Source organism: Pseudomonas sp. OST1909 (assembly GCF_015277575.1).
Classification (GTDB): Bacteria; Pseudomonadota; Gammaproteobacteria; order Pseudomonadales; family Pseudomonadaceae; genus Aquipseudomonas; species Aquipseudomonas synxantha_A.
Map to the genome: position 1 here is coordinate 5,192,933 of NZ_CP063780.1, position 25,315 is coordinate 5,218,247.

Annotated in this window: 20 protein-coding genes; 14 read left to right on the forward strand and 6 right to left on the reverse strand. The window is 60.5% G+C overall.

All coding sequences use genetic code 11. The annotated features are described in order from the left end of the window. Positions 1–27 precede the first annotated feature (27 nt). The gene (locus IH404_RS22585) at positions 28–2,064 is read left to right on the forward strand and encodes an ATP-binding protein (protein WP_148852627.1); all 2,037 of its coding nucleotides are present in this window, start codon (positions 28–30) and stop codon (positions 2,062–2,064) included. 2 nt (positions 2,065–2,066) lie between these two features. Beyond that, a complete protein-coding gene (locus IH404_RS22590) occupies positions 2,067–2,645 on the forward strand; it encodes a cob(I)yrinic acid a,c-diamide adenosyltransferase (RefSeq protein WP_005790941.1) in 579 nt (192 codons plus the stop codon). A 117-nt stretch (positions 2,646–2,762) separates the two neighbouring features. Here IH404_RS22590 and IH404_RS22595 read toward each other — a convergent pair whose 3' ends face one another. From IH404_RS22595 to secA, 3 genes are all read right to left on the reverse strand, one after another. Further along, positions 2,763–3,707 carry a Nudix family hydrolase gene (locus IH404_RS22595; RefSeq protein WP_194439084.1) on the reverse strand — a complete coding sequence of 315 codons (945 nt, stop codon included), beginning with the start codon at positions 3,705–3,707 and terminating at the stop codon, positions 2,763–2,765. A 19-nt stretch (positions 3,708–3,726) separates the two neighbouring features. After that, complete coding sequence (argJ, locus tag IH404_RS22600) at positions 3,727–4,944, reverse strand: bifunctional glutamate N-acetyltransferase/amino-acid acetyltransferase ArgJ (RefSeq protein ID WP_005790945.1); 1,218 nt, start codon at positions 4,942–4,944, stop codon at positions 3,727–3,729. Between the two features lie 125 nt (positions 4,945–5,069). Then, positions 5,070–7,805 carry a preprotein translocase subunit SecA gene (secA, locus tag IH404_RS22605; RefSeq protein ID WP_005790947.1) on the reverse strand — a complete coding sequence of 912 codons (2,736 nt, stop codon included), beginning with the start codon at positions 7,803–7,805 and terminating at the stop codon, positions 5,070–5,072. A 306-nt stretch (positions 7,806–8,111) separates the two neighbouring features. Here secA and IH404_RS22610 point away from each other — a divergent pair, with 306 nt between their 5' ends. Continuing rightward, positions 8,112–8,567, forward strand: a complete 456-nt coding sequence (locus IH404_RS22610) for a DciA family protein (protein ID WP_005790949.1) — start codon at positions 8,112–8,114, stop codon at positions 8,565–8,567. 3 nt (positions 8,568–8,570) lie between these two features. Here IH404_RS22610 and IH404_RS22615 read toward each other — a convergent pair whose 3' ends face one another. Next, positions 8,571–10,049 carry a helicase HerA-like domain-containing protein gene (locus tag IH404_RS22615; protein ID WP_194439085.1) on the reverse strand — a complete coding sequence of 493 codons (1,479 nt, stop codon included), beginning with the start codon at positions 10,047–10,049 and terminating at the stop codon, positions 8,571–8,573. 205 nt (positions 10,050–10,254) lie between these two features. Here IH404_RS22615 and IH404_RS22620 point away from each other — a divergent pair, with 205 nt between their 5' ends. From IH404_RS22620 to IH404_RS22635, 4 genes are all read left to right on the forward strand, one after another. After that, positions 10,255–12,144, forward strand: a complete 1,890-nt coding sequence (locus IH404_RS22620; protein ID WP_194439087.1) for a methyl-accepting chemotaxis protein — start codon at positions 10,255–10,257, stop codon at positions 12,142–12,144. Between the two features lie 148 nt (positions 12,145–12,292). Continuing rightward, a complete protein-coding gene (locus IH404_RS22625; protein ID WP_194439089.1) occupies positions 12,293–13,414 on the forward strand; it encodes a glycosyltransferase family 1 protein in 1,122 nt (373 codons plus the stop codon). Continuing rightward, positions 13,407–14,159 (forward strand): polysaccharide deacetylase family protein, encoded by a 753-nt coding sequence (locus IH404_RS22630; protein ID WP_032879686.1) that lies wholly within the window; start codon positions 13,407–13,409, stop codon positions 14,157–14,159. Before IH404_RS22625 ends, IH404_RS22630 begins: the two co-directional genes overlap by 8 nt. Next, a complete protein-coding gene (locus tag IH404_RS22635; protein ID WP_194439090.1) occupies positions 14,147–15,256 on the forward strand; it encodes a lysylphosphatidylglycerol synthase transmembrane domain-containing protein in 1,110 nt (369 codons plus the stop codon). The genes IH404_RS22630 and IH404_RS22635 overlap by 13 nt, the downstream gene beginning before the upstream one ends. Positions 15,257–15,380: 124 nt before the next feature. Here the strand turns inward: IH404_RS22635 and purU are convergent, their stop codons facing one another. Next, positions 15,381–16,229, reverse strand: a complete 849-nt coding sequence (purU, locus tag IH404_RS22640) for a formyltetrahydrofolate deformylase (protein WP_005790961.1) — start codon at positions 16,227–16,229, stop codon at positions 15,381–15,383. Between the two features lie 350 nt (positions 16,230–16,579). Here purU and mvaT point away from each other — a divergent pair, with 350 nt between their 5' ends. Continuing rightward, positions 16,580–16,954: a histone-like nucleoid-structuring protein MvaT gene (mvaT, locus tag IH404_RS22645; protein WP_005790963.1), complete on the forward strand. Its 375-nt coding sequence runs from the start codon at positions 16,580–16,582 to the stop codon at positions 16,952–16,954. A 90-nt stretch (positions 16,955–17,044) separates the two neighbouring features. Here mvaT and sbcB read toward each other — a convergent pair whose 3' ends face one another. Further along, positions 17,045–18,472 carry an exodeoxyribonuclease I gene (sbcB, locus tag IH404_RS22650; protein ID WP_194439092.1) on the reverse strand — a complete coding sequence of 476 codons (1,428 nt, stop codon included), beginning with the start codon at positions 18,470–18,472 and terminating at the stop codon, positions 17,045–17,047. 167 nt (positions 18,473–18,639) lie between these two features. Between sbcB and IH404_RS22655 the strand changes: the two genes are divergently transcribed. The 6 genes from IH404_RS22655 to IH404_RS22680 are packed head-to-tail and all read left to right on the forward strand — an operon-like array spanning position 18,640 to position 25,310. Next, positions 18,640–19,332, forward strand: a complete 693-nt coding sequence (locus IH404_RS22655) for an RDD family protein (RefSeq protein ID WP_005790966.1) — start codon at positions 18,640–18,642, stop codon at positions 19,330–19,332. Next, positions 19,329–20,309 (forward strand): stage II sporulation protein M, encoded by a 981-nt coding sequence (locus IH404_RS22660; protein ID WP_005790967.1) that lies wholly within the window; start codon positions 19,329–19,331, stop codon positions 20,307–20,309. Before IH404_RS22655 ends, IH404_RS22660 begins: the two co-directional genes overlap by 4 nt. Further along, a complete protein-coding gene (locus IH404_RS22665; protein WP_194439094.1) occupies positions 20,296–21,825 on the forward strand; it encodes a DUF4129 domain-containing protein in 1,530 nt (509 codons plus the stop codon). The genes IH404_RS22660 and IH404_RS22665 overlap by 14 nt, the downstream gene beginning before the upstream one ends. Further along, positions 21,822–22,979 carry a DUF4350 domain-containing protein gene (locus tag IH404_RS22670; protein ID WP_005790968.1) on the forward strand — a complete coding sequence of 386 codons (1,158 nt, stop codon included), beginning with the start codon at positions 21,822–21,824 and terminating at the stop codon, positions 22,977–22,979. The genes IH404_RS22665 and IH404_RS22670 overlap by 4 nt, the downstream gene beginning before the upstream one ends. Continuing rightward, positions 22,976–23,971 (forward strand): MoxR family ATPase, encoded by a 996-nt coding sequence (locus IH404_RS22675; protein WP_194439095.1) that lies wholly within the window; start codon positions 22,976–22,978, stop codon positions 23,969–23,971. The genes IH404_RS22670 and IH404_RS22675 overlap by 4 nt, the downstream gene beginning before the upstream one ends. A 7-nt stretch (positions 23,972–23,978) precedes the next feature. Then, positions 23,979–25,310, forward strand: a complete 1,332-nt coding sequence (locus IH404_RS22680; protein WP_194439097.1) for a DUF58 domain-containing protein — start codon at positions 23,979–23,981, stop codon at positions 25,308–25,310. Positions 25,311–25,315: the final 5 nt, after the last annotated feature.

Here is a 25,315-nt window from a genome sequence, read left to right on the forward strand (position 1 = left end):
ACCTGTCTATCACCTGGGAAAACCCTGATGCCATTGCGCCAGCGTCTTGAAAATCTACCGGTAGGGCAGAAACTGCTGGCGGCCCTGCTAGTACTGTTGACCACCGTATTGCTGGTGGCCAACCTGACGTTTATCAGCGCTGCTTACTGGATCTCCCAGGAAAGCATGGCCCCCCAGGCCTTGCAGGCCATCGGTCGGCTGGTGTCCAACCCGTCGCTTGCCGCACAGGCTCTTGAATCCCCGGCCAAGGCCGAGGCACTGCTCAACGAACTGACCAGCTATTCACCGTTGCGCGCCGCCGCCCTGTATGACGGCGAAGGCAACCGCCTGGCGCAGATGCAACACGGCGACCGCCTGCACCTGCCGGACCACTACCGGCATATTGAAGCGTGGCGTGTTACCGAGTTTCGCAGCAACCAGGTCATCACCCTGCCCCGTGGCAACCAGCCTTCCGGGCATTTGCTGCTGGTGGCCACAAGTGAGCTGCCGGTGGCCTTCTATACCGGCACGCTGACCGCGAGCCTGGGCATCCTGATTTTCAGTGTGTTGCTGTGGCTGGTCATCGCCCGGCAGATCAAACGCCTGATTACCCGCCCCATCCATGAACTGGAAGAGCTTTCGCGCCAGGTCACCCGCGAAGAGAACTACGCCCTGCGCGCAGGGCCTGGCAACCATGATGAAATCGGCAGCCTGGCCGAAGCTTTCAACACCATGCTGTCGCGTATCGAAGCCCGCGAGCAGCAACTCAAGCGCGCCCGCGACGACTCCCAGGCCGCCTACGACCAGGCCCAGGGTTTGGCCGAAGAAACCCGGCATACCAACCGCAAGCTCGAACTGGAAGTTCAGGTGCGCAGCAAGATCGAGAAAAAACTCACCGGTTTCCAGAACTACCTCAACAGCATCATCGACTCGATGCCCTCGGCGCTGATCGCCCTGGATGAACAGCTCTACGTCACTCAGTGGAACCAGGAAGCCACTGCCCTTTCCGGCACGCGCCTGGACGAAGCTCTGAACCAGCCGATCTTTCTGGCCTTCCAGCCGCTCAAGCCGTACCTGCCACAAATCAAGGCAACGGTAGAGCAACACTCGGTGGAGCGGATAGAACGGGTCACCTGGATCAAGGACGACGAGCCCAAGCATTACGCCCTGACGTTCTATCCGTTGATGGGCGGTGCCGGGCGCGGCGTGGTGATCCGGATCGACGACATCACCCAGCGCCTGTCCCTGGAAGAAATGATGGTGCAATCTGAGAAGATGCTTTCGGTCGGCGGCCTCGCGGCCGGTATGGCCCATGAGATCAACAACCCTCTGGGCGCCATCCTGCATAACGTGCAGAACATTCGCCGCCGACTGTCCCCCGACCTGCCCAAGAACCTGGAGCTCGCCGAACAAGTGGGGATTGAACTGGACACGGTCAATCGCTACCTGCAAGGCCGCGAAGTCCCGCAGTTGCTCGACGGCATCCAGCAAGCTGGCGCCCGCGCCGCGAAAATCGTCACCCACATGCTCAGCTTCAGCCGGCGCAGTAATCGTCAGATGGCCCCCTGCGACTTGCCGGCCTTGATCGACCAGGCTGTGGAAATTGCCGGCAACGATTTCGACCTCACCATCGGCTTCGACTTCAAGGGCCAAGCGATCATCCGCCAGTTCGACCCGCAACTGGGCCCCGTGCCCGGCACCGCCAACGAGCTGGAACAAGTGCTGCTCAATTTGCTGAAGAACGCCGCCCAGGCCATTCACCTGCGTGAAGACGACAGCGAACCGGGGCGCATTATCCTGCGCACCCGCCTCAACCCGCCGTGGGCAGAAATCCAGGTGGAAGACAACGGCATCGGCATGAGCGAAAACGTGCGCAAACGCACGTTCGAGCCGTTCTTCACCACCAAGGAAATCGGTCAGGGCACCGGGCTTGGGCTGTCGGTGTCGTATTTCATCATTACCAACAACCACAAGGGCCAGATGGAAGTGCATTCCACCCTGGGCCAGGGCACGTGCTTTACCTTGCGCCTGCCGCTTGCCGGCAGCCAATTGCCCCCCACTGAACTTACCCAACTGGAGCACTGACCATGGGCTTTCGCCTGTCGAAGATCTACACCCGTACCGGCGACAAGGGCGAGACCGGCCTCGGCGACGGCCGCCGCGTACCCAAGGACCACCCACGCGTGGAGGCGATTGGCGAGGTGGATACGCTGAACAGCCAGTTGGGCTTGCTGCTGGCCAACCTTGAAGAGCAAAGCGGCAAGCACCCGGCGCTAATGGATGTGATTGAGGTGCTCACACCTTGCCAACATCGCCTGTTCGACCTGGGCGGCGAGCTGGCGATGCCGGTGTACAAGGCATTGAATGCGGCGGAAGTGGATCGGCTGGAAGCGGCGATTGATCGCTGGAATGAGGAGGTTGGGCCGCTGGAGAACTTCATCCTGCCTGGCGGCTCGGCGTTGATCGCCCAAGCCCATGTGTGTCGTAGCCTGGCGCGCAGTGCGGAGCGGCGGTGTCAGCACCTGAATGCGCTGGAGCCGCTGGAGGGGGTGGGATTGGCGTATATCAATCGGTTGTCGGACTTGCTGTTTGTGGCGGCCAGGGTGATTGCCCGGCGCCAAGGTGTTGCTGAAGTGTTGTGGCAGGCCGCTGCCAAGCCACACTGAGATTGATCGAGTGACTGGCAAGACCTCATCGGGAGCAAGCCCCCTCCCACATTTTGAATTGTGAATACATTCAAGTGTGGGAGGGGCTTGCTCCCGATAGGGCCCATCAGCGCAACATCAAACCTGCGGCCAGAACGCCCGAATCCCAGCCACGCCTTGCGCCCCGGCTTCCCAGGCCTGCTCCCGCTGCGCAGGCCCAACCCCGCCCAGCAGAAACACCGGCTTACTGAAGCCGGCGATCAACTCAGCCGCCTGCTCCCAACCTAAAGGCTGCGCATCCGGATGCGTCTGGGTCGGCTGTACCGGCGACAGCGTGACAAAGTCCACGTCCATCATCTCTGCCAGTGCCAGCTCTTCGGCGTTGTGGCAAGAAGCCGCCAACCAGCGATCCTTCGGCAGCGGTCGGCCTTTGCTCGCATACTTACGCAGTTGCGCCGAGGTCATGTGCCAGCCGGCGGAAGGGAAATCCCCCAGCCATTCGAACGGCCCCTTGAGCATCAGTTGTGCCTTGCCGGCACACAGGCCCACCGCGTCCACCGCCAGATCGCGGTATTTGGGGTCATAACCGTTGGGCGCACGCAGTTGAACCAGCTTGATGCCACCGGCGATGGCCTGCTGGATACCGCGCAACAACATCGGGGTTTCCAGCTCACCGGGGGTGATCAGGTACTCGGCGGGCAGGCGCGCAGCAGCAACAATCGGCGCATTCGCCGCCGGGAACTCGTAGTTGAGCAAGTCCCGCGGCGACACCCATTCCAACGGCTGCCCTTCGGCCCCATGAGGCTCGCCGGTAAAAGCCGAGACTTCCCAGACATCCAGCAATACCTGCTTGTCCGGGTAGTCGTGCTGCACCTTGATCAGCGGCCGCGCCGTGGTGACCTGGATGCCCAGCTCTTCCTGCAATTCACGGGACAAGGCCGTGGCGACCGACTCATCGGCCTCCACCTTGCCTCCGGGAAATTCCCAGAGGCCGCCTTGATGCTGGGTATCGGCACGGCGCGCCAACAGGATCCTGCCGTCGACACCGCGGATCACCGCTGCTGCTACATGCACTCGTTTCACCACCAGTTTCCTCTTGGTATCAGGTACGGTATTCCGCGTTGATCTTCACGTATTCGTGGGACAGGTCGGTAGTCCAGATGGTTTCGCTGCACTCGCCGCGGCCCAGTTCGATGCGGATGGTGATTTCTTCCTGCTGCATCACCGCCGAGCCTTGGGCTTCGGTGTAGGTTTCGGCACGAGCACCGCGGCTGGCGATGCATACGTCGCCCAGGAACACGTCGATCTTGCTCACGTCCAGGTCCGGCACGCCGGCACGGCCAACGGCGGCCAGGATACGCCCCCAGTTAGGGTCCGATGCAAACAGTGCGGTCTTGATCAGCGGTGAGTGAGCCACGGTGTAACCCACATCCAGGCATTCCTGATGGTTGCCGCCGCCATTGACTTCAACCGTGACGAACTTGGTCGCGCCCTCGCCGTCGCGCACGATGGCCTGGGCCACCTCCATGCACACTTCAAACACGGCCTGTTTCAACGCCGCGAACAGCGGGCCTTCGGTGGACGTGATTTCCGGCAAGTTGGCCTGGCCAGTGGCGATCAGCATGCAGCAGTCGTTGGTGGAGGTGTCGCCGTCGATGGTGATGCGGTTGAACGACTTGTTGGCGCCATCGAGCATCAGGCGCTGCAGCACATCGCGGGAGACTTTGGCGTCGGTGGCGATATAACCGAGCATGGTGGCCATGTTCGGACGGATCATGCCTGCGCCCTTGCTGATACCGGTCACGGTGACGGTCACGCCGTCATGCACGAACTGGCGGCTCGCGCCTTTTGGCAAGGTGTCGGTGGTCATGATGCCGGTGGCCGCAGCCGCCCAGTTATCCACAGACAGGTCATCCAGCGCAGCCTGAAGGGCGCCTTCGATTTTTTCCACTGGCAGCGGCTCACCGATCACGCCGGTGGAGTACGGCAGCACTTGGCTGGCGTCCACGCCGGCCAGTTGCGCCAGCTTGGCGCAGGTGCGCGCAGCCGCCACCAGGCCAGGCTCGCCGGTGCCGGCGTTGGCGTTGCCGGTATTGGTCAGCAGGTAGCGAATCGACCCGGCCACCCGCTGCTTGGCCAGGATCACTGGCGCGGCGCAAAAGGCGTTGAGGGTGAATACACCTGCCACGGTCGAGCCTTCGGCACAGCGCATCACTACCACATCCTTGCGCCCCGGGCGCTTGATGCCGGCCGAAGCGATACCGAGTTCAAAACCGGCGACCGGGTGCAATGTGGGCAAAGGACCAAGACCAACAGCCATGTATGCGCTCCTTGAATATAGATGATGTCTGTGCCGTCGCTATCGACGGTGGGAATTAATGGCAAAACGCCGCGACGGCTGGTGCCGGTCGCGGCGCGGGGGTGTTGCAGCGTCAGGCGAAAATCTTATTCGATCTGGCCGTGGCAGTGTTTGTATTTCTTGCCCGAACCGCAGAAGCACAGCTCGTTGCGGCCCAGTTTCTGATCATTGCGAACCGGGCTTTGAGCCAGGGCCACGTCGACCTCTTCACCCAACGCTTCAGGCGCTTCCAGGCCCGGAGCCTCGTCATGCTGGAACTGCATGCGCGCAGCCAGTGCCTCGGCTTCCTGACGCAGGCGTGCCTCTTCCTCGATCGGGTCTTCGCGACGCACCTGAACGTGGGACAGCACGCGAATCGAATCGCGCTTGATCGAATCCAGCAGCTCGGAGAACAGCGTGAACGACTCGCGCTTGTACTCCTGCTTCGGGTTCTTCTGGGCGTAACCGCGCAGGTGGATGCCGTGACGCAGGTGGTCCATGGTCGACAGGTGGTCTTTCCACAGGTCGTCCAGCACGCGCAGCACGATTTGCTTCTCGAAGGTGCGCAATGCTTCGGCACTCGCCTGCTCTTCTTTCTCGTTGTACGCGGCCAGCAGTTCGGCCATCAGTTTTTCGCGCAGGGTTTCTTCGTACAGGTGGTCGTCTTCGTCCAGCCATTGCTGAACCGGCAAGTCGACACCGAAGTCGCTCTTCAACGCGGCTTCCAGGCCGGCAACATCCCACTGCTCAGGCAGGGACTGTGGCGGGATATGGGCGCTGACGGTAGCGTTGAGCACGTCCTGACGGAAGTCAGCGATGGTCTCGCCAATATTGTCGGCGGCCAGCAACGTGTTACGCATGTGATAAATCACTTTACGCTGTTCGTTGTTGACGTCATCGAACTCGAGCAGTTGCTTGCGAATGTCGAAGTTGCGGCCTTCGACCTTGCGCTGGGCTTTCTCGATGGCGTTGGTCACCATGCGGTGCTCGATTGCTTCACCGGACTGCATGCCCAGGGCCTTCATGAAGTTCTTCACCCGATCGGAGGCGAAGATGCGCATCAGGCTGTCTTCCAGCGACAGGTAGAAACGGCTGGAACCGGCGTCACCCTGACGGCCGGCACGGCCACGCAGCTGGTTGTCGATACGGCGCGATTCGTGACGCTCGGAGGCGATCACCTGCAAGCCACCGGATTCCAGCACGGCCTGGTGGCGCTTCTGCCAGTCAGCCTTGATCTGGGCGATCTGCTCAGGGGTCGGGTTGTCGAGCGAGGCCACTTCCACTTCCCAGTTACCGCCCAACAGGATGTCGGTACCACGACCGGCCATGTTGGTGGCGATGGTCAGTGCGCCTGGGCGACCGGCCTGGGCGATGATCTCGGCTTCTTTTTCGTGGAACTTGGCGTTGAGTACCTTGTGCTCGATGCCTTCCTTGTTGAGCAGGTTGGACACGTGCTCGGAGGTCTCGATGGTGGCGGTACCCACCAGGATCGGGCGGCCCTTGGCCATGCCATCCTTGATGTCATTGATGATCGCCGCGTATTTCTCTTCGGCAGTCAGGAACACCAGGTCGTTGTAGTCTTTACGCGCCAACGGTTTGTTCGGCGGGATGACCATCACGGCCAGGTTGTAGATCTGGTGGAACTCGAACGCTTCGGTGTCGGCCGTACCGGTCATGCCGGACAGTTTGTTGTACAGACGGAAGTAGTTCTGGAAGGTGGTGGACGCCAACGTCTGGCTTTCGGCCTGGATGTTGAGGTGCTCCTTCGCTTCGATGGCCTGGTGCAGGCCTTCGGACAGACGGCGACCGGGCATGGTACGACCGGTGTGTTCGTCAACCAGCACGACCTGGCCGTCCTGCACGATGTATTCGACGTTGCGATGGAACAGCTTGTGGGCGCGCAGGCCAGCATACACGTGGGTCAACAGGCCCAGGTTGTGCGCCGAGTACAGGCTTTCACCCTCGGCCAGCTCGCCGATCTGGGTCAGCATCTCTTCGACGAACTGGTGACCGGCTTCGTTGAGTTCGACCTGGCGGGTCTTCTCGTCGATGGTGAAGTGACCTTCTTTGGTCACCACGCCTTCGACTTCCTCGATGTGCTGCTCCAGGCGCGGGATCAACTTGTTGATCTCGGTGTACAGGCGCGAGCTGTCTTCGGCCTGGCCGGAGATGATCAGCGGCGTACGGGCTTCGTCGATGAGGATGGAGTCGACTTCGTCGATCACGGCAAAGTTGAGTTCACGCTGGAATTTTTCTTCCATGCTGAACGCCATGTTGTCGCGCAGGTAGTCGAAACCGAATTCGTTGTTGGTGCCGTAGGTGATATCGGCGGCGTAGGCAGCGCGCTTCTCTTCCGGCGGTTGGAACGGCGTTACCACGCCGACGGTCAGGCCGAGGAATTCATACAGCGGGCGCATCCAGTTGGCGTCCCGGCGGGCCAGGTAGTCGTTCACCGTCACAACGTGCACGCCCTTGCCGGACAGTGCGTTGAGGTAAACGCCCAGGGTTGCCACCAGGGTCTTGCCTTCACCGGTACGCATTTCGGCAATCATGCCTTCATGCAAGGTCATGCCGCCGATCAACTGGACGTCGAAGTGGCGCATGCCCATAACGCGCTTACCGGCTTCGCGGGCGACCGCGAAGGCTTCGGGCAGCAGCTTGTCGAGGGTTTCACCTTTGGCTATGCGGGCCTTGAACTCTTGGGTCTTGGCGCGCAATTGCTCGTCCGACAGAGCAACCATCTGCTCCTCGAAGGCATTGACCAGCTGCACCGTCTTGAGCATGCGTTTGACTTCGCGCTCATTCTTGCTTCCAAAAAGTTTCTTTAACAAAGGCGCAAACATATCGGCAGGTTCTTCCACACATAGGGATGGAGGGCGCACCGTGAGTGGCCCGAGCAGCCCTCACGGCCGCATTGCGAACGCGCATTCTACCCGGAATCGTGGGTGAGGAAAGTAACGTTGTTTCCCGATGCAGGCGCGGCGCTATGAGAGGGCTTGTTTAAAATAAGGGCTTTTGCGCGAACTTCAACCCATAGAGCGCAGAAGTTACTTATTGATTTCATGGGTAAAGCCCAGCCAACGCATGGCTGCGGGGCGTACCGGCGCTTTCTGGTAAGATAACCGCTCTGTTACCTAAGGTGTCTAAACATGGCATTTCGCCCTCTTACAGCCCGCGCTCCCGGCGTGTTGCTTCGCGAAGCCAAGCCGTTGAAAGCCATCTTTGGCCATGCGCAACGCTTGGGCCGTTTGCAGCGCCTGCTTGAAAGCCAGTTGCAACCGGCCGCACGTGAGCATTGTCATGTGGCGTCCTGGCGAGAAGGCAATCTGCTATTAATTGTCACTGATGGCCATTGGGCCACACGCTTGCGCTATCAGCAAAAACGCTTGCAGCGCCAGTTGATGGTCTTTGATGAGTTCGCCGGTTTGACGCGCATTCAGTTCAAGGTACAGCCGCCCACCGTGCCGCAAGGCGCAGTGGGGCATACGATGGACCTGTCGGAAAATGCGGCCGAAACCCTCCAGGCAACCGCCGAAGGGATCAGCGACCCAGGCTTGCGCGCAGCCCTGGAACGGCTGGCCGCCCATGCCCGGCCCAAAGCCTGAACACTACTTGCGTTTGCTGCCGCCCAGCAACGAGCCCAACAGGCCACGCACCAACTGGCGCCCCATTTGATTGGCCGCCTGCTGCATGGCTGACTTCAGCGCCTTGCCGGCAGTAGTCCCCAGGAATGCACCGGCCTTGTCGGTAAAGCTCGGTTCTTCGGCGGTCGGTGCGGTTTCCTCGGTGGGCCCAAGTTCCTTGCGAGCCATCAGCACTTCATAGGCCGACTCCCGGTCAACCGGCTTGTCATAGCGGCCCAACAGCGGCGAACTGGCGACCAATGCCGCACGCTCTGCTGCGCTGAGCGGTCCGATCCGCGATTGCGGCGGAGCAACCAGTACGCGCTGGACGACTTCCGGGGTGCCCTTTTCCTGCAAGGTTCCCACCAACGCCTCACCCGTCCCCAACTCTGTGAGCACCGATAAGGTATCGAAGGTCCGGTTGGGCCGGAAACCGTCGGCCACCGCCCGCAGGGATTTCTGCTCTTTGGCGGTGAACGCACGCAAACCATGCTGAATGCGCAAACCCAGTTGCGCCAGCACCGTATCCGGCAAGTCGCCCGGCGATTGGGTGACAAAGTACACGCCGACGCCTTTGGAGCGGATCAAGCGTACGACTTGCTCCAGACGTTCCTGCAAGGCTTTTGGCGTATCCGCGAACAGCAAATGCGCCTCGTCGAAAAACAGCGCCAGCAGCGGTTTGTCGGCATCGCCACGCTCCGGCAATTGCTCGAACAACTCTGCCAGCAGCCACAACAGGAAGGTCGCGTAGACCTTCGGCGCTTCATGCACGAGCCGGCTGGCATCGAGCAGATGAATGCGCCCGCGGCCATCGCTGGCCGGTTGCAGAATATCTTCCAGTTGCAGGGCCGGCTCGCCAAACAAGGCTTCGGCGCCCTGCTGCTCCAGCACCGCCAGGCGCCGCAACAGCGCCTGGCTGGAACCGGTGGTCATCAACGCCGCGTCGTCACCCAGCAGCTCCGGGTGATAGCGCAGGTGATTGAGCAGTGCCTTGAGATCCTTGAGGTCCAGCAGCAACAGACCTTCGCGGTCGGCCACCTTGAAGGTCGCATAGAGCGCCGATTGCTGGCTGTCAGTCAGCTCCAACAAGCTGCCGAGCAGCAACGGGCCCATTTCGCTGATGGTGGTGCGCAGCGGATGACCGGACTGCCCGTGGATATCCCACAGGGTGACCGGATACGCCTGGGCCGTGTAATCCAGGAACGGCATACCGGCAATGCGCTCGGCCACTTTGCCCTGAGGGTTGGCGGCGGCGCCCAGGCCACAGAGGTCGCCCTTGATGTCGGCGGCGAACACCGCCACGCCCGCATCACTGAAGGCTTCGGCCAGGCGCTGCAAGGTGACGGTCTTGCCGGTGCCGGTGGCGCCGGCGATCAACCCGTGACGGTTGGCCAGGCGCATGGACTGGGCGATGGGCTGGCCGTCAAGGCCGGCACCGATAAGCAGTTGTGTGGAGTCAGGCATTTCGTCACCTATGGTTAATCTTTAGTGCCGCGAGGTCGATATAGACGGATGTAAGCCCGACAAAGACTAAAAAATGGTCAGATAATTCCGATATGGACCAACGGAGCTATCACCAGAAATACCACACCTTTTTTAACGCTGCCATTTTGCGCCTCCCCTATAGGACGCGCCTCGGATATTAAGACCTTAGCGGACCCTACAAGCCATGAATAAAAATCTGCGCTTCAGCCACAAGATCCTGCTTGCAGCCTCCCTTATCGTCATCGCCGCCTTCGCGTTGTTTACCCTTTACAACGACTACCTGCAGCGCAATGCGATTCGTGACGACCTCAATAACTACCTGCACGAAATGGGCGACGTTACCGCCAGCAATATCCAGACCTGGCTCACCGGGCGTATCGCCCTGGTGGAAAACGCTGCGCAAAACATTGCCATCAACCCTGAACCGTCCGTGGTTGCCGGCCTGCTGGAACAGAAAGCGCTGACGTCTTCGTTCATGGCGACCTACGTGGGTGACAGCCAGGGCACCTTCACCATTCGCCCAGACACCAAGATGCCCGACGGTTTCGACCCGCGTGTTCGCCCCTGGTACAAAGGCGCCCAGGCCAGCAATGGCTCAACCCTGACCGAACCTTATATAGACGCGGCCACCGGGCAACTGATCATCTCCGTGGCCACCCCCAGCGCCAAGGGCGGCCAAAGTGTCGGTGTGGTAGGCGGCGACCTGAGCCTGCAAACCCTGGTGGATAACATTGGCGCGCTGGATTTTGGCGGCATGGGCTATGCCTTCCTGGTCAGTGCCGACGGCAAGGTGCTGGTGCATCCGGACAAAAACCTGGTGATGAAGACCCTGGCTGACGTGTATCCAAAGGACACGCCGAAGATCAGCAGCGACTTCAGCGAAGTACAAGCCAACGGCAAAACCAACATCGTGACGTTTACCCCGATCAAGGGTCTGCCATCGGTGAACTGGTACCTGGGTGTTTCGGTGGATAAAGCCAAGTCGTTCGCCATGCTCAGTGAGTTCCGCACATCAGCCGTGATCGCCACGATTATCGCGGTGGTGATCATCATCGCCTTGCTGGGCATGTTGATCCGCGTGCTGCTGCAACCGCTGCACCTGATGACCCGGGCCATGCAGGACATCGCCGACGGCGAGGGCGACCTGACCCGGCGCCTGATCATCCAGAACAACGATGAGTTCGGCACCCTGGGTACGGCCTTCAACCGCTTCGTCGAGCGCATCCACACCTCGATTCGCGAAGTGTCGTCAGCCACCGAGCAGGTCAATGAAGTGGCGCTGCGCGTGGTCAGCGCCTCCAACTCGTCGATGGTCAACTCCGACGAACAGGCCAACCGCACCAACAGCGTCGCCGCCGCCATCAACCAACTCGGTGCCGCCGCCCAAGAGATCGCGCGCAACGCTGCGCAAGCCTCCAATCAGGCCAGCGACGCCCGACATTTGGCTGAAGACGGCCAGCAAGTGGTTGAGCGCAATATCAAGGCAATGACGCAGTTATCGAGCATGATCAGCGCCTCCAGCAGCAATATCGAAGCACTTAACAACAAGACAGTGAATATCGGCCAGATCCTCGAAGTGATCACCAGCATCTCCCAGCAAACCAACCTGCTGGCGCTCAACGCCGCTATCGAAGCGGCGCGCGCCGGGGAAGCCGGGCGTGGCTTTGCGGTAGTGGCCGATGAAGTGCGCAACCTGGCCCATCGCACTCAGGAATCGGCGCAACAGGTGCAAACGATGATCGAGGAGCTACAAGTGGGCGCGCGCGATTCGGTCAGTACCATGAGTGAAAGCCAGCGTCACAGCCTGGACAGCGTGGAAATCGCCAACTTGGCCGGTGAGCGCTTGAACAGCGTGACCCAGCGCATTGGCGAGATCGACGGTATGAACCAGTCGGTCGCCACCGCCACTGAAGAACAGACCTCGGTAGTGGAGTCGATCAACATGGACATCACCGAGATCAACACCCTCAATCAGGAAGGGGTGGAAAACCTGCAATCGACGCTGCGCGCCTGCTCGGATCTGGAACAACAGGCCTCGCGCCTGAAGCAATTGGTGGGTAGCTTCCGGATCTGAGGTCCCCCACCTTAATCCACCTGTAGGAGCGAGCTTGCTCGCTCCTACACAGTGCATTTGTCCGCTCCCGCCACCTTCATCCTGCGAATCTAAACCGAACATCTATCCTTACCTCAGGTCCATCTAGGGAGAGCAATGGATCGGAGGGATGTTCATCGTGCATATCGCTGACATAACCATGTTCTACGCCCCGGCAAGCGGTGGCGTACGCACTTACCTCGATGCCAAGCATCGACGTCTGGCGCTCAAGCCCGGGATTCGCCATAGCCTGTTGATCCCCGGCGCGCACTTGAGCGAACAGGACGGGATCTTCAAAGTGCCGGCGCCTGCCCTGCCCTTCGGCAAGGGTTATCGCTTCCCCCTTCGCTTGGCGCCCTGGCGAAATGTCCTGCACGACTTACAGCCCGATCTGATCGAAGTCGGCGATCCGTACCTGACCGCCTGGGCCGCGCTGGACGCCCGACGTCAGTTGGATGTGCCGGTCATCGGCTTCTACCACTCCGACCTGCCGCTGCTGGTGAGCAACCGCATGGGTCCCTGGTTTACTCCCAACGTTGAAGCCTATGTCAGCAAACTCTATGGGAATTTTGACCGGGTGCTCGCCCCCAGCCAGGTAATGGCCGAAAAACTCAGTGGACTCGGGGTAAAAAACGTCTTCGTCCAACCTCTGGGGGTTGACCTGCACACCTTCACCCCGGATGTGCGCGACCCCGGCCTGCGCGCCGAACTGGGGATTGGCGAGGATACGCGGCTGTTGATCTTCGCCGGACGCGGTTCCAAGGAGAAGAACCTGCCGGTACTGCTCAACTGCATGAAGCGCCTGGGCGAGGGCTACCACTTGTTGCTGGTGGGCTCCGGTATGCCAGCCAGCGTGCCGGACAATGTCACTGTGATAGATGGTTTCCGCCCCGCCCACCATGTTGCCCGCCTGATGGCCAGCGCCGACGCCTTGTTGCATGGCGGCGACCAGGAAACCTTCGGCCTGGTGATTCTGGAAGCCATGGCCAGTGGCATCCCGGTCGTCGCCGTCGCGGCCGGGGCCTTTACCGAGATTGTCGATGAGCGCTGTGGCCTGCTGTGTGCCCCCAACGACCCCAAGGCGATGGCCGATTCGGTGCGCGAACTGTTCAGCACCGACAGCCGGCGTTTGGGCGCCCAGGCTCGGCGCCATGTCGAGCAGCATTACGCGTGGGACACGGTGGTCGACAGCCTGCTGGGGCATTACCACGCGGTGCTGGGCAGTCACAAGCCGATGCTCGCCCATGGCTGAACCTGCGCTGATGCTGGTGCTGCACGACGTGGCACCGAGCACCTGGGCCGACTACCGGCCTTTTGTCGAGGCCGTCGATGCCTTGGGCAACGTGCCCATCACCTGGCTGGTGGTGCCAGACTTCCATCACCATGATGCCCTGGCAGCCCACCGCGATTTTCGCCAACTGCTCGACAGCCGCATCGCCAAGGGCGACGAACTCGCCTTGCACGGCTATTACCACTGCGACGACCAACCTGCGCCGCGTTCGCCGAAAGAGTGGTTCATGCGGCGCATCTACACCCATGAAGGCGAGTTTTACCAGTTGTCCGAGGCCGAGGCGTTGCGGCGTCTTACTGCCGGCATCGAAATATTCCAGCGCAATGACTGGCCGTTGCACGGCTTTGTCGCCCCGGCCTGGTTGATGAGCGAAGGCACCCGCCAGGCGTTGCGCCAGTTACCGCTTTGCTACACCAGCGACCCGCAGCATCTTTATCGCCTGCCTGACTTCACCCCTATCGATGCCCCGGGTCTGGTCTGGAGCGCCCGCAGCGCCTGGCGCCGCAGGCTGTCCAAAGTGCTCAGCGACCGGCGCGAACAGCGCTGGCGCGAGGCCCCGTTGATCCGATTGGGATTGCACCCGGTGGACATGCGCCACGAGTTTTCCCGTCGTTATTGGCTGCAAACCCTGCAACGCCTGCTCAACGCGGGTCGTCGCCCCCACACCAAGGCCGCCTGGCTGAAGACGCAGTCATGGGCCGACTGATCTGGCTGCTGTTGGCCCTCTTGGTCGCACTGTTGATACCCGTATGGCTGGGCGGCGGCGAAACGGTTACGCGCCTGCGGCAGTTTCCCTTACCCCAACTAGTGGGGATGTTTGCCATGATTATCGGCTGCTGGCTGATCAACAGCCTGCGTCTGCGCCTGTTGCTGGGCGAGCAAGGCAGCCAACTGGGACGGCTCAAAAGCCTGGGGGCAGTGATATCGACCGAGTTCGCCATGTGCGCCACGCCCGGCGGCAGCGGCGGACCGCTGACCCTGATGGCGTTGCTGGCGCGCAATGGCATACGCCCTGCCCGTGCGAGCGCGGTATTCGCCATGGACCAGTTGAGCGATTTGCTGTTTTTTCTGTGCGCCTTGGCGGGAATCGTTTTGTATGCGCTGTTCCATAGCCTCAACCCGCGCCTGGAATGGTTGCTGGGGCTCAGTGTCATATCGATGATCGGCGGGATCATCAGTGGCCTGGCGGTGGTGCGTTTTCATCGTCGGCTGATTCGCCTGGCCGGCGCGATGCTCAAGGCCATTAGGGTAAGGGCCCCCGCCCGTCGGCGCTGGGCTCGCAGGTTGCTGCGTTTTCTCGCGGCGTTCACTGCCACACTGAAATTACCCTGGCCCTTGTTGCTCGGAGTGTTCGCGCTGACCAGCCTGCATTGGTTGTTGCGCTACAGCGTGTTGTACCTGGCGCTGCGCGGTTTGGGCGGGGATGTGCAGTGGGCCTTGAGCTTCCTGATCCAGATGCTGTCCCTGACGGCGGGGCAGTTCAGTCTGTTGCCGGGCGGGGCGGGAGCAGCAGAGCTGACATCAGCGGCCTTACTGGCCCCCATGGTCGGCAAGTCCACTGCGGCAGCGGCAATCCTGATCTGGCGGGCGGTCACCTATTACTTCTATCTGCTGGCCGGCGCCCCGGTCTTTGTGCTGATGGTCGGCAAGCCGCTGCTCAAGCGTCTTTTACAGGGCCGACAGGCGGCTCGTCCTGCGCCTGCAGCTGTTCCCACAAACGGGCCGCATCGGGAAACTCAGTACCATCCTCGGCGCCCAGCGCCTGCGGGTCGTAGCGACTCAGACAACCCTCGCCCACCGTAGCGGGCGCCCTGGAGGTGGCTTTATCGAGTGGATCGGTCATAGATGCCTCCTTGATAGCAGGAATAAAAAAGGGCCTGAGGAGTTTTACTCCCAGGCCCCTGCTTATTCAACCAAACCCGAACGATCAGAACACCACGGTCTTGTTGCCGTGTACCAATACCCGATCTTCCAAGTGGTAACGCAGGCCACGGGCCAGCACCATCTTCTCGACGTCCCGGCCAAACCGCACCATGTCTTCGATGCTGTCACTGTGGCTGACACGCACCACGTCCTGCTCGATGATCGGGCCGGCGTCCAGCTCTTCGGTGACGTAGTGGCACGTCGCACCAATCAATTTCACGCCGCGCAGGGAAGCCTGGTGATACGGCTTGGCCCCAACAAACGATGGCAAGAAACTGTGATGGATATTGATCACCTTGCCGGCGTATTCGCGGCACAGTTCAGGTGGCAGGATCTGCATATAGCGCGCCAGCACCACCACATCCGCTTCGTGCTGCTTGACCAGGCGCGACACCTCGGCGAATGCCGGCTCCTTGTCCTGCGGGTTGACCGGTACGTGGTAGTACGGGATGCCATGCCACTCGACCATGCTGCGCAGGTCGTCATGGTTGGAGATCACGCAGGCGATCTCGCAGTCCAGCTCATCGCTGTGCCAACGGTGCAGCAGATCTGCCAGGCAGTGGGATTCGCGGCTGGCCATCAGCACCACGCGTTTTTTCTGTTCCGTGTCGGTGATGTGCCAGGTCATCGAAAACTCTTCAGCGATGGGCGCAAACGCCTCGCGGAAAGCTTCCAGGCCAAAGGGCAGCGTATCGGCACGAATTTCGTGACGCATGAAAAACCAACCGCTGAGATCGTCCGAGTGATGGCTCGCCTCGGTGATCCAACCATTGTGGGAAGCCAGAAAGTTACTGACCTTGGCAACGATGCCAACCCGGTCCGGGCAAGCAATCACCAGCCGAAAAGTGCGCATTAGGGGGAAACTCCAGAACTTCGCAAAGGCCGCTATTCTAGCGATTGCGCAGAAAAACTGCAGTATTCCTTGCGCCTTATTCTGCAGCCGCCTGGTGGCAACAGCCCTTAATAGCGTAAGGCTTTACCATCGCTATATGACCGTACAACGGTACGCCCAGACAGTTAGCGAAAAATTAAGGTATTTATCTTTCGACGTAACGGCTGCCAATTAACACTTTTGCATCGCTTTGCCACAAACATTCAATCTGCTTCACATAAATATCTTCTTAAATGTTTACTTGGTGAAATTGCCTGACTATTATTAGGCCACTCACCCTGTCAATCAGCGTTCTACATAAGGTAGTCCACATGTCCCTGATCAACGAATACCGCGCCACCGAAGAAGCAATCAAAGAGCTGCAAGCCCGTTTGAAGAACCTGTCCCAAGACGACAAGCTGCAAACCGAGCTGGAATTCGAAGGCAAACTGCGCACCCTGATGGGTGAATACTCCAAATCCCTGCGTGACATCATCGCGCTGCTGGATCCAGAATCGAAAGTTAAAGCGCCGCGCGGCGCTGTAAAAACTACTGGCACCAAGCGTGCTCGCAAAGTCAAGCAATACAAAAACCCGCACAACGGCGAAGTGATTGAAACCAAAGGTGGCAACCACAAAACTCTGAAAGAGTGGAAAGCCAAGTGGGGCGGTGACGTAGTTGAAGGTTGGGCGACTCTGCTGGGCTAAGCCTGGTCGGACGTTCACCCGATACGCTACACATTAAAAACGCCAGCTTGCTGGCGTTTTTTATTGTCTGAATACTCAGCAATTACCAGCCTACAGGCTCAGGCGGGCCGCTAAAGAATCGGCATACTCCTGCCATTGATCCAGCACCTGGCACTGAAATGAGGTGGCACTAAGCGCCAACTCCTTGCGCGCCTGCTTAAATGCCATCAGGGTATTCGGTGCTCCCCACTGCGGATCTGACAAACGTTGCTGACAGAAAAGTCTCCAGCGTTGTTGCTCCTCTGTATTCAAGGTTTCAGGGAAGTTACGTGCACGATAGCGAAATAATAATTCCGGCAAACGATGATCATCGAACGGCCACGATTGATGTGCTAATTGAGCGGGCTCTGCCATGCGAACTTGTTCACATAACCGGCGATCCCGATCGCCAATAAAGCCATCGTAGAGCTGCTGCTCCGGGTCTGCATTCGAGGCAAAGTCCTCCTCGGCATAAATGGCCGCCAACTTGTCGCGCCAAACTTCCTGTGCGTCAGTTAGCCGCAGCGCCCGCGCCTGATAGGTGCTCATATCCAATTGCAGACGCTCGCGATCTTGCGCACGCAACACCTTCAACGGTGCTACCACCGGGCAGCGGTTGATATGCAACAACTTGAGGGGCACCGGCAGTTCACCGTCCGCCAACTCATCACGGCGCGTATAGAGGCGCTCGCGCAAGGTCTGTGCATCCAGCTCCAGCAACCCCTGTGGGTCGAGCCCAAGGTCGCAGACGATCAACGCATTGCGGTTGCGCGGGTGCCAGGCCAGGGGCAAGACCACGCCCAGGTAATGGCGCTCGGCGGAAAAACGCCCGGAGATATGCACCATTGGTTGCAACAACCGCACCTCATCCATAACTCGCTGCTTGCTGCGCAGTTGAAATAACCACTCGTACAGCCTGGGTTGCTTTTGCCGAACCAATCGCGCCAGGGCGATGGTTGCACGCACATCAGATAACGCATCGTGTGCCTGACCATGGTCGATACCATTGGCGTGGGTCAGCCGCTCCAGCTTGAGCGTCACGCGCCCGTCCTGCTCAGGCCAGATAATACCCTCCGGCCGCAGCGCGTAGGCAGTGCGCATCACGTCGATCAAATCCCAACGGCTGTTACCGCCCTGCCACTCGCGCGCGTAAGGATCGAAAAAATTGCGGTACAGGCTGTAGCGCGTCATTTCATCGTCAAACCGCAGCGTGTTGTAACCGGCGCCGCAGGTGCCTGGCGCGGCCAACTCGGCGTGCACCCGGGTCATGAAGTCGGCTTCGGCAAGGCCCTTCTGTGCCAGGACGCCTGGCGTGATACCGGTGATCGCGCACGCAGCCGGATGGGGCAGAATATCGTCGCCGGGCTGACAATAAAGATTGATCGGCTCGCCGACCTCGTTGAGTTCGAGATCGGTGCGAATACCGGCAACCTGGAGCGGGCGATCGTTGCGCGGGTTGATGCCGGTGGTTTCATAGTCGTACCAGAAAATCGAGGTCACGGGCTATTCCTGTGCTGAAGACCGACAAAGTCTAGGCGCTGCAAGGTGTCTGGGGCCAGCGATACCTTTACTGTATAAATATCCAGTAAAACCTTGAATGGTTGCTTCCAGCGTCGACACTGCTAGCATCCGTGTCTCCTAACCGCTTTGCACTGCCAGGGATCGCAATGCCGCCAGCTCCTTTGGATACCCATTACCAAATCGAGACCCCGGAGGGGATCGACCTGCCCTTGCGCCCTGCCGGCCTGCCATCCCGGGCATTGGCCTTTGCATTCGACCTGGGTGTGCGTGGCATCATCATGGGCATCCTGCTGGTGCCCCTGGCGCTGCTGGGCAATATTGGCCTCGGGCTGGGGTCGCTTCTGCTGTTCCTGGTGAGCTGGTGGTACATGGTGCTGTTTGAAGTGCTCAACCAGGGCTGCTCGCCGGGCAAGCAGGTCATGGGCCTGCGAGTGGTGCAGGATGACGGCACCCCGATTGGCTGGTCGGCGTCGCTGATCCGCAACCTGCTGCGCTTTGTCGACATGCTGCCTTTTGGTTACTTCCTCGGTGCGATCAGCTGCCTGCAACACCCGCACTTCAAGCGTCTGGGCGATCTGGCCGCCGGTACACTGGTGGTCTACCGCGAACTACCGCTGGTGCGCCCGCGTATCCCTCAAGCCGCCGCGCTGCGGCTGCCCTTTGCACTGGAGTTGAGCGAACAGCGGGCCATCCTCGGTTTTGCCGAGCGCCAGGCCGAGCTGTCTGCCGAACGCGTGCATGAACTGGCGGCGATCCTCGCCACGCCCCTGCAAGTGCCTCCGGCACGCGCCGTGGAGCAACTCAACGGTGTGGCCCGTGGCTTATTGGGGCCGACATGAAGCAGAGTCTTTTTGAAAGCCGCCACCAGCAGCAATGGCAAACCTTCGCGCAACAACTTGAGCAGTTGGAGCAAGGCAAAGCCAAGGCTGGCGGAGTGGCTGACTTCCCTCACCAGTATCGACGCCTGTGCCAACACCTGGCCCTGGCCCAACAGCGTGGCTACAGCAGCTACCTGGTAGACCGGCTGCAGCAACTGGCGCTGCGCGGCCATCAACAGTTGTATCGCCATCGCAGCCAACTGGCGGCCAAGATGCTGGCGTTCCTGCTCGCCGATTTCCCATGCCTGGTACGTGAACAGTGGCGCTTCGTACTGATCTCCGGTCTGCTGTTCTTCGGCAGCCTGGTGGGCATTGCACTGCTGGTCTACCTGTTCCCCGACCTTATCTACAGCATCGTCAGCGCCCAACAGGTGGCCGAGATGCAGGGCATGTACGACCCCGCCGCCAGTCGTCTGGGGCGCGCCGCCGAGCGTGCAGCCAGCGAGGACTGGATGATGTTTGGCTATTACGTGATGCACAACATCGGCATCGCCTTCCAGACGTTTGCCGCCGGCCTGTTGTTTGGCCTGGGCAGCGTGTTCTTCCTGATTTTCAACGGTTTGGTCATCGGCGCGGTCTCAGGGCACCTGACCGACATTGGCTATGGTCAAACCTTCTGGTCATTCGTCATCGGTCATGGCGCATTCGAATTGAGCGCCATTGCGCTGGCCGGTGCCGCGGGTTTGCAATTGGGTTGGTCACTGATCGCTCCCGGGCGGCTGGCACGCAGCGAAGCCTTGCGCCTGGCAGCCCACAAAAGTGTGCGGATACTTTGCGGCGTCATGGTGTTTCTGCTGATCGCGGCGTTCATCGAAGCCTATTGGTCCTCCACCACCCACATCGAGCCCTGGCTCAAATACCTGGTAGGCACCGCGCTCTGGCTGCTGGTGGCCGTTTACCTGATCTTCGCCGGACGGAATCGCCATGCGCCTGACTGACGCCAGCGTGGTGATTCGCCCGCGTACTTCCTGGGAAGCCATGGACCTGGGCGTACTGATGGCCAGGGAACATCGTTTGCTGCTGATGGGCAGTTGGGCGATGGTGAGCCTGCCGGTGTTTATCTCGCTGACCGTACTGCTGTGGAATTACCCGTCGCTGGCCATGTTTCTGTTCTGGTGGCTCAAGCCGGCCTTTGACCGCTTGCCGCTGTACATTCTTTCCAAAGCCCTGTTTGGCGACCCCCCCCGTCTCAAACAGGCCATTCGCCAGTGGCCGCAACTGCTCAAGGGGCAACTGTTCGCCAGCCTGACCTGGCGACGCCTGAGCATGAGCCGCAGCTTTACGTTGCCGGTAAGTCAACTTGAAGGCCTCGAGGGTCAGGCGCGGCAACAGCGCCTGGGGATATTGCTGCAACGTAACGCTGGTGCCGCCCGCTGGCTGACCATTATCGGCGTACACCTGGAAATCGGCCTGTGGTTCGGCGCCATGGCGCTGTTCTATTTATTCATCCCGCAGCAGCTGGAAATGGATTGGGACTGGCAACGCCTGGCACTGGCAACCAGCCCGAACGTGCTGTGGCTGGAGCACCTGGGCAATGCCTTTTACGCGCTGATCCTGGTGTTCTGGGAACCCATCTACGTTGCCTGTGGTTTCAGCCTGTACCTCAATCGTCGTACGGCTCTGGAAGCCTGGGACCTGGAGTTGGTATTCCGCCGTTTGCGTCAGCGCCTGAGCAGTGCCGCGTCGCTGTTGTTGCTGGTCGTCGGGCTGACGCTCATACCGTTCAGCCCACCCGCCATGGCCGATGAATCAACGGGCCATAAGCCACTCAATACCCAGGCTGCCAGTCAGTCCATCAAGGCACTGCTGGACAAGCCGCCCTTCAAGAACCCGGAAACCGTCACCCGTTATCGGTTTGGTGAAGAAAAAACACCGGTTAAAAGCACAGCCCGTGGCGACGGTAAATTACCCGGTTGGCTCCAGGCCTTACTCGACAATCTCAACAGCGACACCTTCAAACCCCTCGCCAAAACCCTGGAAATACTATTGTGGAGCCTGGTGATTGGTGGGCTGGCCCTGGTGGTGTGGCGTTACCGTGAGTGGCTACGCACCTTTGTCAGCCGCAGCCGGCGCGCCCGCCCTGCAACCGCCACCCCTACCCCCGCTCAGTTGTTCGGGCTGGAGCTGGGGCTCGATACATTGCCGCAAGATATCGCCAGTGCCGCCGAACAACTATGGCCCACTCAGCCAAGGCAAGCCCTTGGCCTGCTGTATCGCGGCCTGCTCAGCCGGCTACTGCATGAATTCGACCTGCCGCTCAAAAGCGCCGACACCGAAGGCCAGGTGCTGGAGCGCGTTCGACACTTGCAACAACCGCAGTTGCTGGCTTTCAGTGACGAACTGACGCGTCACTGGCAAAACCTCGCCTATGGTCATCGCCTGCCGCCCTCCTCGACCCAACAAAAGCTGTGCAGCGATTGGCGCGCTCTGTTCAATGACGGAGCCAGCCAATGAACCGGCCATTATTGTGGGTGGCACTGCTGCTGGTATGCCTGCTGGGCGTGGGTGGCTTGTACGCCTGGCACAAGGCAATCCCCTATGACGAAGTGGTGGACCGCGGCCCATCGCCGGATGCACTCGCCAATCCTTATCTGGCTGCCGAGCATTTCCTGCACCAGCAAGGCCTGGTGGTGGAACGCGCCAACGGCCTTGAACGGCTCGCGGACCTACCCGCCAAAGGTCATAGCCTGTTGCTGCTGGGGGAACGCAGCAACATGACCCCGCGCCAGGTCGAGCAACTGCTGGGTTGGACAAACGCCGGCGGGCACTTGCTGCTGGTCGCCGAGGCATTGTGGGACGAGGAGACCAGCAAGAGCGGCGACCTGCTGCTTGATCGCCTTGATATCCACCAGGCTTTGAGCGAAACCTTCGACGAACCGGCGCCTGCCCGTAAAAAGCCTGCGGCAGACTTGACCAGGCTTTATGTCGACAACGAAACCGCCCCGGCGTATTTCAGTTTTGACACCGACTTCAACCTCATCGACCCCAAACACCTGGCGCAGTTTTCCGCCAACAGCGCCCATTCAAGCCACCTGATGCAACTCAACCTGGGGCACGGCCGCGTCACTGTGATTACCGATAGCGACCTGTGGAAAACCCCGAGCATCGGTCAACACGATAACGCCTGGTTGCTGTGGTACCTGACCCAGGAGACTGACGTCACCTTGCTGTTCAACAGTGAAACGGACGATCTGTTTACCCTGTTGATTCGATATTTCCCACAAGCCCTCGTCGCCCTTGCGGCACTGGTTGCCCTGGCGCTATGGCAGGCCGCCATGCGCCAGGGCCCGATCCAGGCACCGGCGCCCAAGGCACGTCGGCAGCTCCAGGAACATTTGAAGGCCAGCGCCGATTTCCTGCTGCGCCGCAGCGGCCAGGGCACCTTGCTGCAAGCCTTGCAGCACGACATCCTGCGCGCCGCCCGGCGACGCCATCCAGGCTTTGAGCATCTCGATACAGCAGAGCAGTGGCAGGTGCTGGAACACCTGACGCGACAACCCCCTCATATCATCAGCCAGGCGCTCGAACCACTGACGCAGAAACGGCTCTCCAGCGCCGACTTCAGCCGACAGGTTGCGTGCCTGCAAACCCTCAGGAATGCCTTATGAGCGACTCTCCAATGGTCACCGCCCTGACCGCCGAGAACCTGCAACGTGCCAGCCAGCAAGCCCAGGCCCTGCGTGTGGAATTGCGCAAGGCAGTGATTGGCCAGGATCAGGTGATTGACGATGTGCTCACCGCCTTGATCGCAGGCGGCCATGTACTGCTCGAAGGCGTACCCGGGCTCGGCAAGACCTTGCTGGTACGTGCCCTGGCCCGATGCTTTGGCGGTGATTTCGCCCGTATCCAGTTCACCCCGGACCTGATGCCCAGCGATGTCACTGGCCACGCCGTGTACGACCTGCAGACCGAACAGTTCAAGCTGCGCAAGGGGCCATTGTTTACCCACCTGTTGCTGGCCGACGAAATCAATCGCGCCCCGGCCAAGACCCAGGCAGCGTTGCTCGAAGCCATGCAGGAACGCCAAGTCACCCTTGAGGGCGAGGCATTGCCCATCGGCGAGCCCTTCATGGTGCTGGCGACCCAAAACCCCATCGAGCAGGAAGGCACCTACCCGTTGCCCGAGGCCGAGTTGGACCGGTTCATGCTCAAGGTCCGCATGGACTACCCCGACGCCCAACAAGAACTGGACATGGTCCGCGAAGTGACGCGCTCATCCAGGGCAGACATGCTGGATGTACAGCCGTTGCGCACCGTGCTGCAAGCCGAGGATGTGGTGCTGATGCAGCAGATCGCCAGTGACGTGCCCCTGGATGAACAGGTGCTCGATTACGCTGTGCGCCTGGCGCGCGCCACACGCAGTTGGCCAGGACTGACCATCGGTGCCGGGCCCAGGGCCTCTATCGCCCTGGTACGCGGCGGCCGCGCCCGGGCTCTGTTGCGTGGTGCAGAATTCGTGACACCCGATGACATCAAGGGCTGTGCCCTGGCAGTGCTGCGGCATCGGGTACGCATTGCGCCGGAACTGGACATCGACGGCCTGGAGGTGGATCAGGTGCTCAAGCAGTTGCTGGATCAAGTAGCGGCGCCAAGGCAATGACACGCCCATGAAACCGACCCGTCTGCTCCTGATCTGGCTGGGTGTGCTGCTTGGCCTGAACACCCTGTTGGGCGCTTCGGTCGCGTTGCAGCTCAAGGTACCTGAAACCTTGCATTCAGTGGCCTGGGGCCTGCTCCTGGCTTTGCTGCTGCTGGCGCTGCTGGATGCCGCACGCTTGCACCGTCGCCCCACGGCCCGCGTCCACCGGAAACTGCCCGGCAGCCTGGCGCTGGGGCGCTGGGAAGAAGTGCGCCTGTGCCTGGAGCACGACTATCCTCAGCCGCTGACCGTGCAGGTATTCGATCACGTGCCCGATGGCCTGAGTGTGGATAACCTGCCTCAATCCATTGAATTGCGCCCTGGCGAGCGCGGCGAGTTGGGCTATCGCGTTCGTCCCTTGCGACGCGGGCATTTCAGCTTCAGCCGCTGCGAACTTTGGCTGCCCAGCCCATTGGGGCTGTGGTCGGCACGGCGATGCATCGAAACCCACGACGCCACCCGGGTCTACCCGGATTTCGCCCGCTTGTACGGCGCGCAGTTGCTGGGTGTGGATAACTGGCTTAGCCAGTTGGGCGTGCGCCAACATCAACGCCGGGGTTTAGGCCTGGAGTTTCATCAACTGCGCGAGTTTCGTGAAGGTGACAGCCTGCGCCAGATCGACTGGAAGGCCACCGCCCGCCAACGCACACCGATCGCCCGGGAATACCAGGACGAGCGCGACCAGCAAATTGTATTCATGCTCGATTGCGGCCAGCGCATGCGCAGCCAGGATGCCGAGTTATCTCATTTCGACCACGCCCTCAACGCCTGCCTGCTCTTGAGCTACGTCGCGCTGCGACAGGGCGACGCCGTGGGGTTGTGCACCTTTGCCAGCGACCAACCGCGTTACCTGAAGCCGGTCAAGGGCAGTGGCCAGTTGAACACTTTGCTCAATGCTGTCTACGATCTGGAGGCCACCCGAAACACCGCCGACTATGAGGCTGCCGCCCATCAATTGCTGGCACGCCAAAAACGCCGGGCACTGGTGATCATCGTCACAAACCTGCGGGATGAGGATGATGAAGCGCTGATGAGCGCCGTCAAACGAATCGGTAGGCGACACCGCGTACTGGTAGCCAGCCTGCGAGAGGAAATCCTCGATCAACTGCGCCAGGCCCCTGTGCAAACATTGCCCGAAGCACTGGCCTACAGTGGCACCGTCGATTACCTCAACAGTCGAAACCAGCTCCATGATCGCTTGAGCGCTCATGGGCTTTCAGTATTGGACACGTTGCCTTCAGAAATGGGCGCCACGCTGGTGACGCGCTACCTGGGATGGAAAAAAGCCGGGGTTTTCTAACTGCT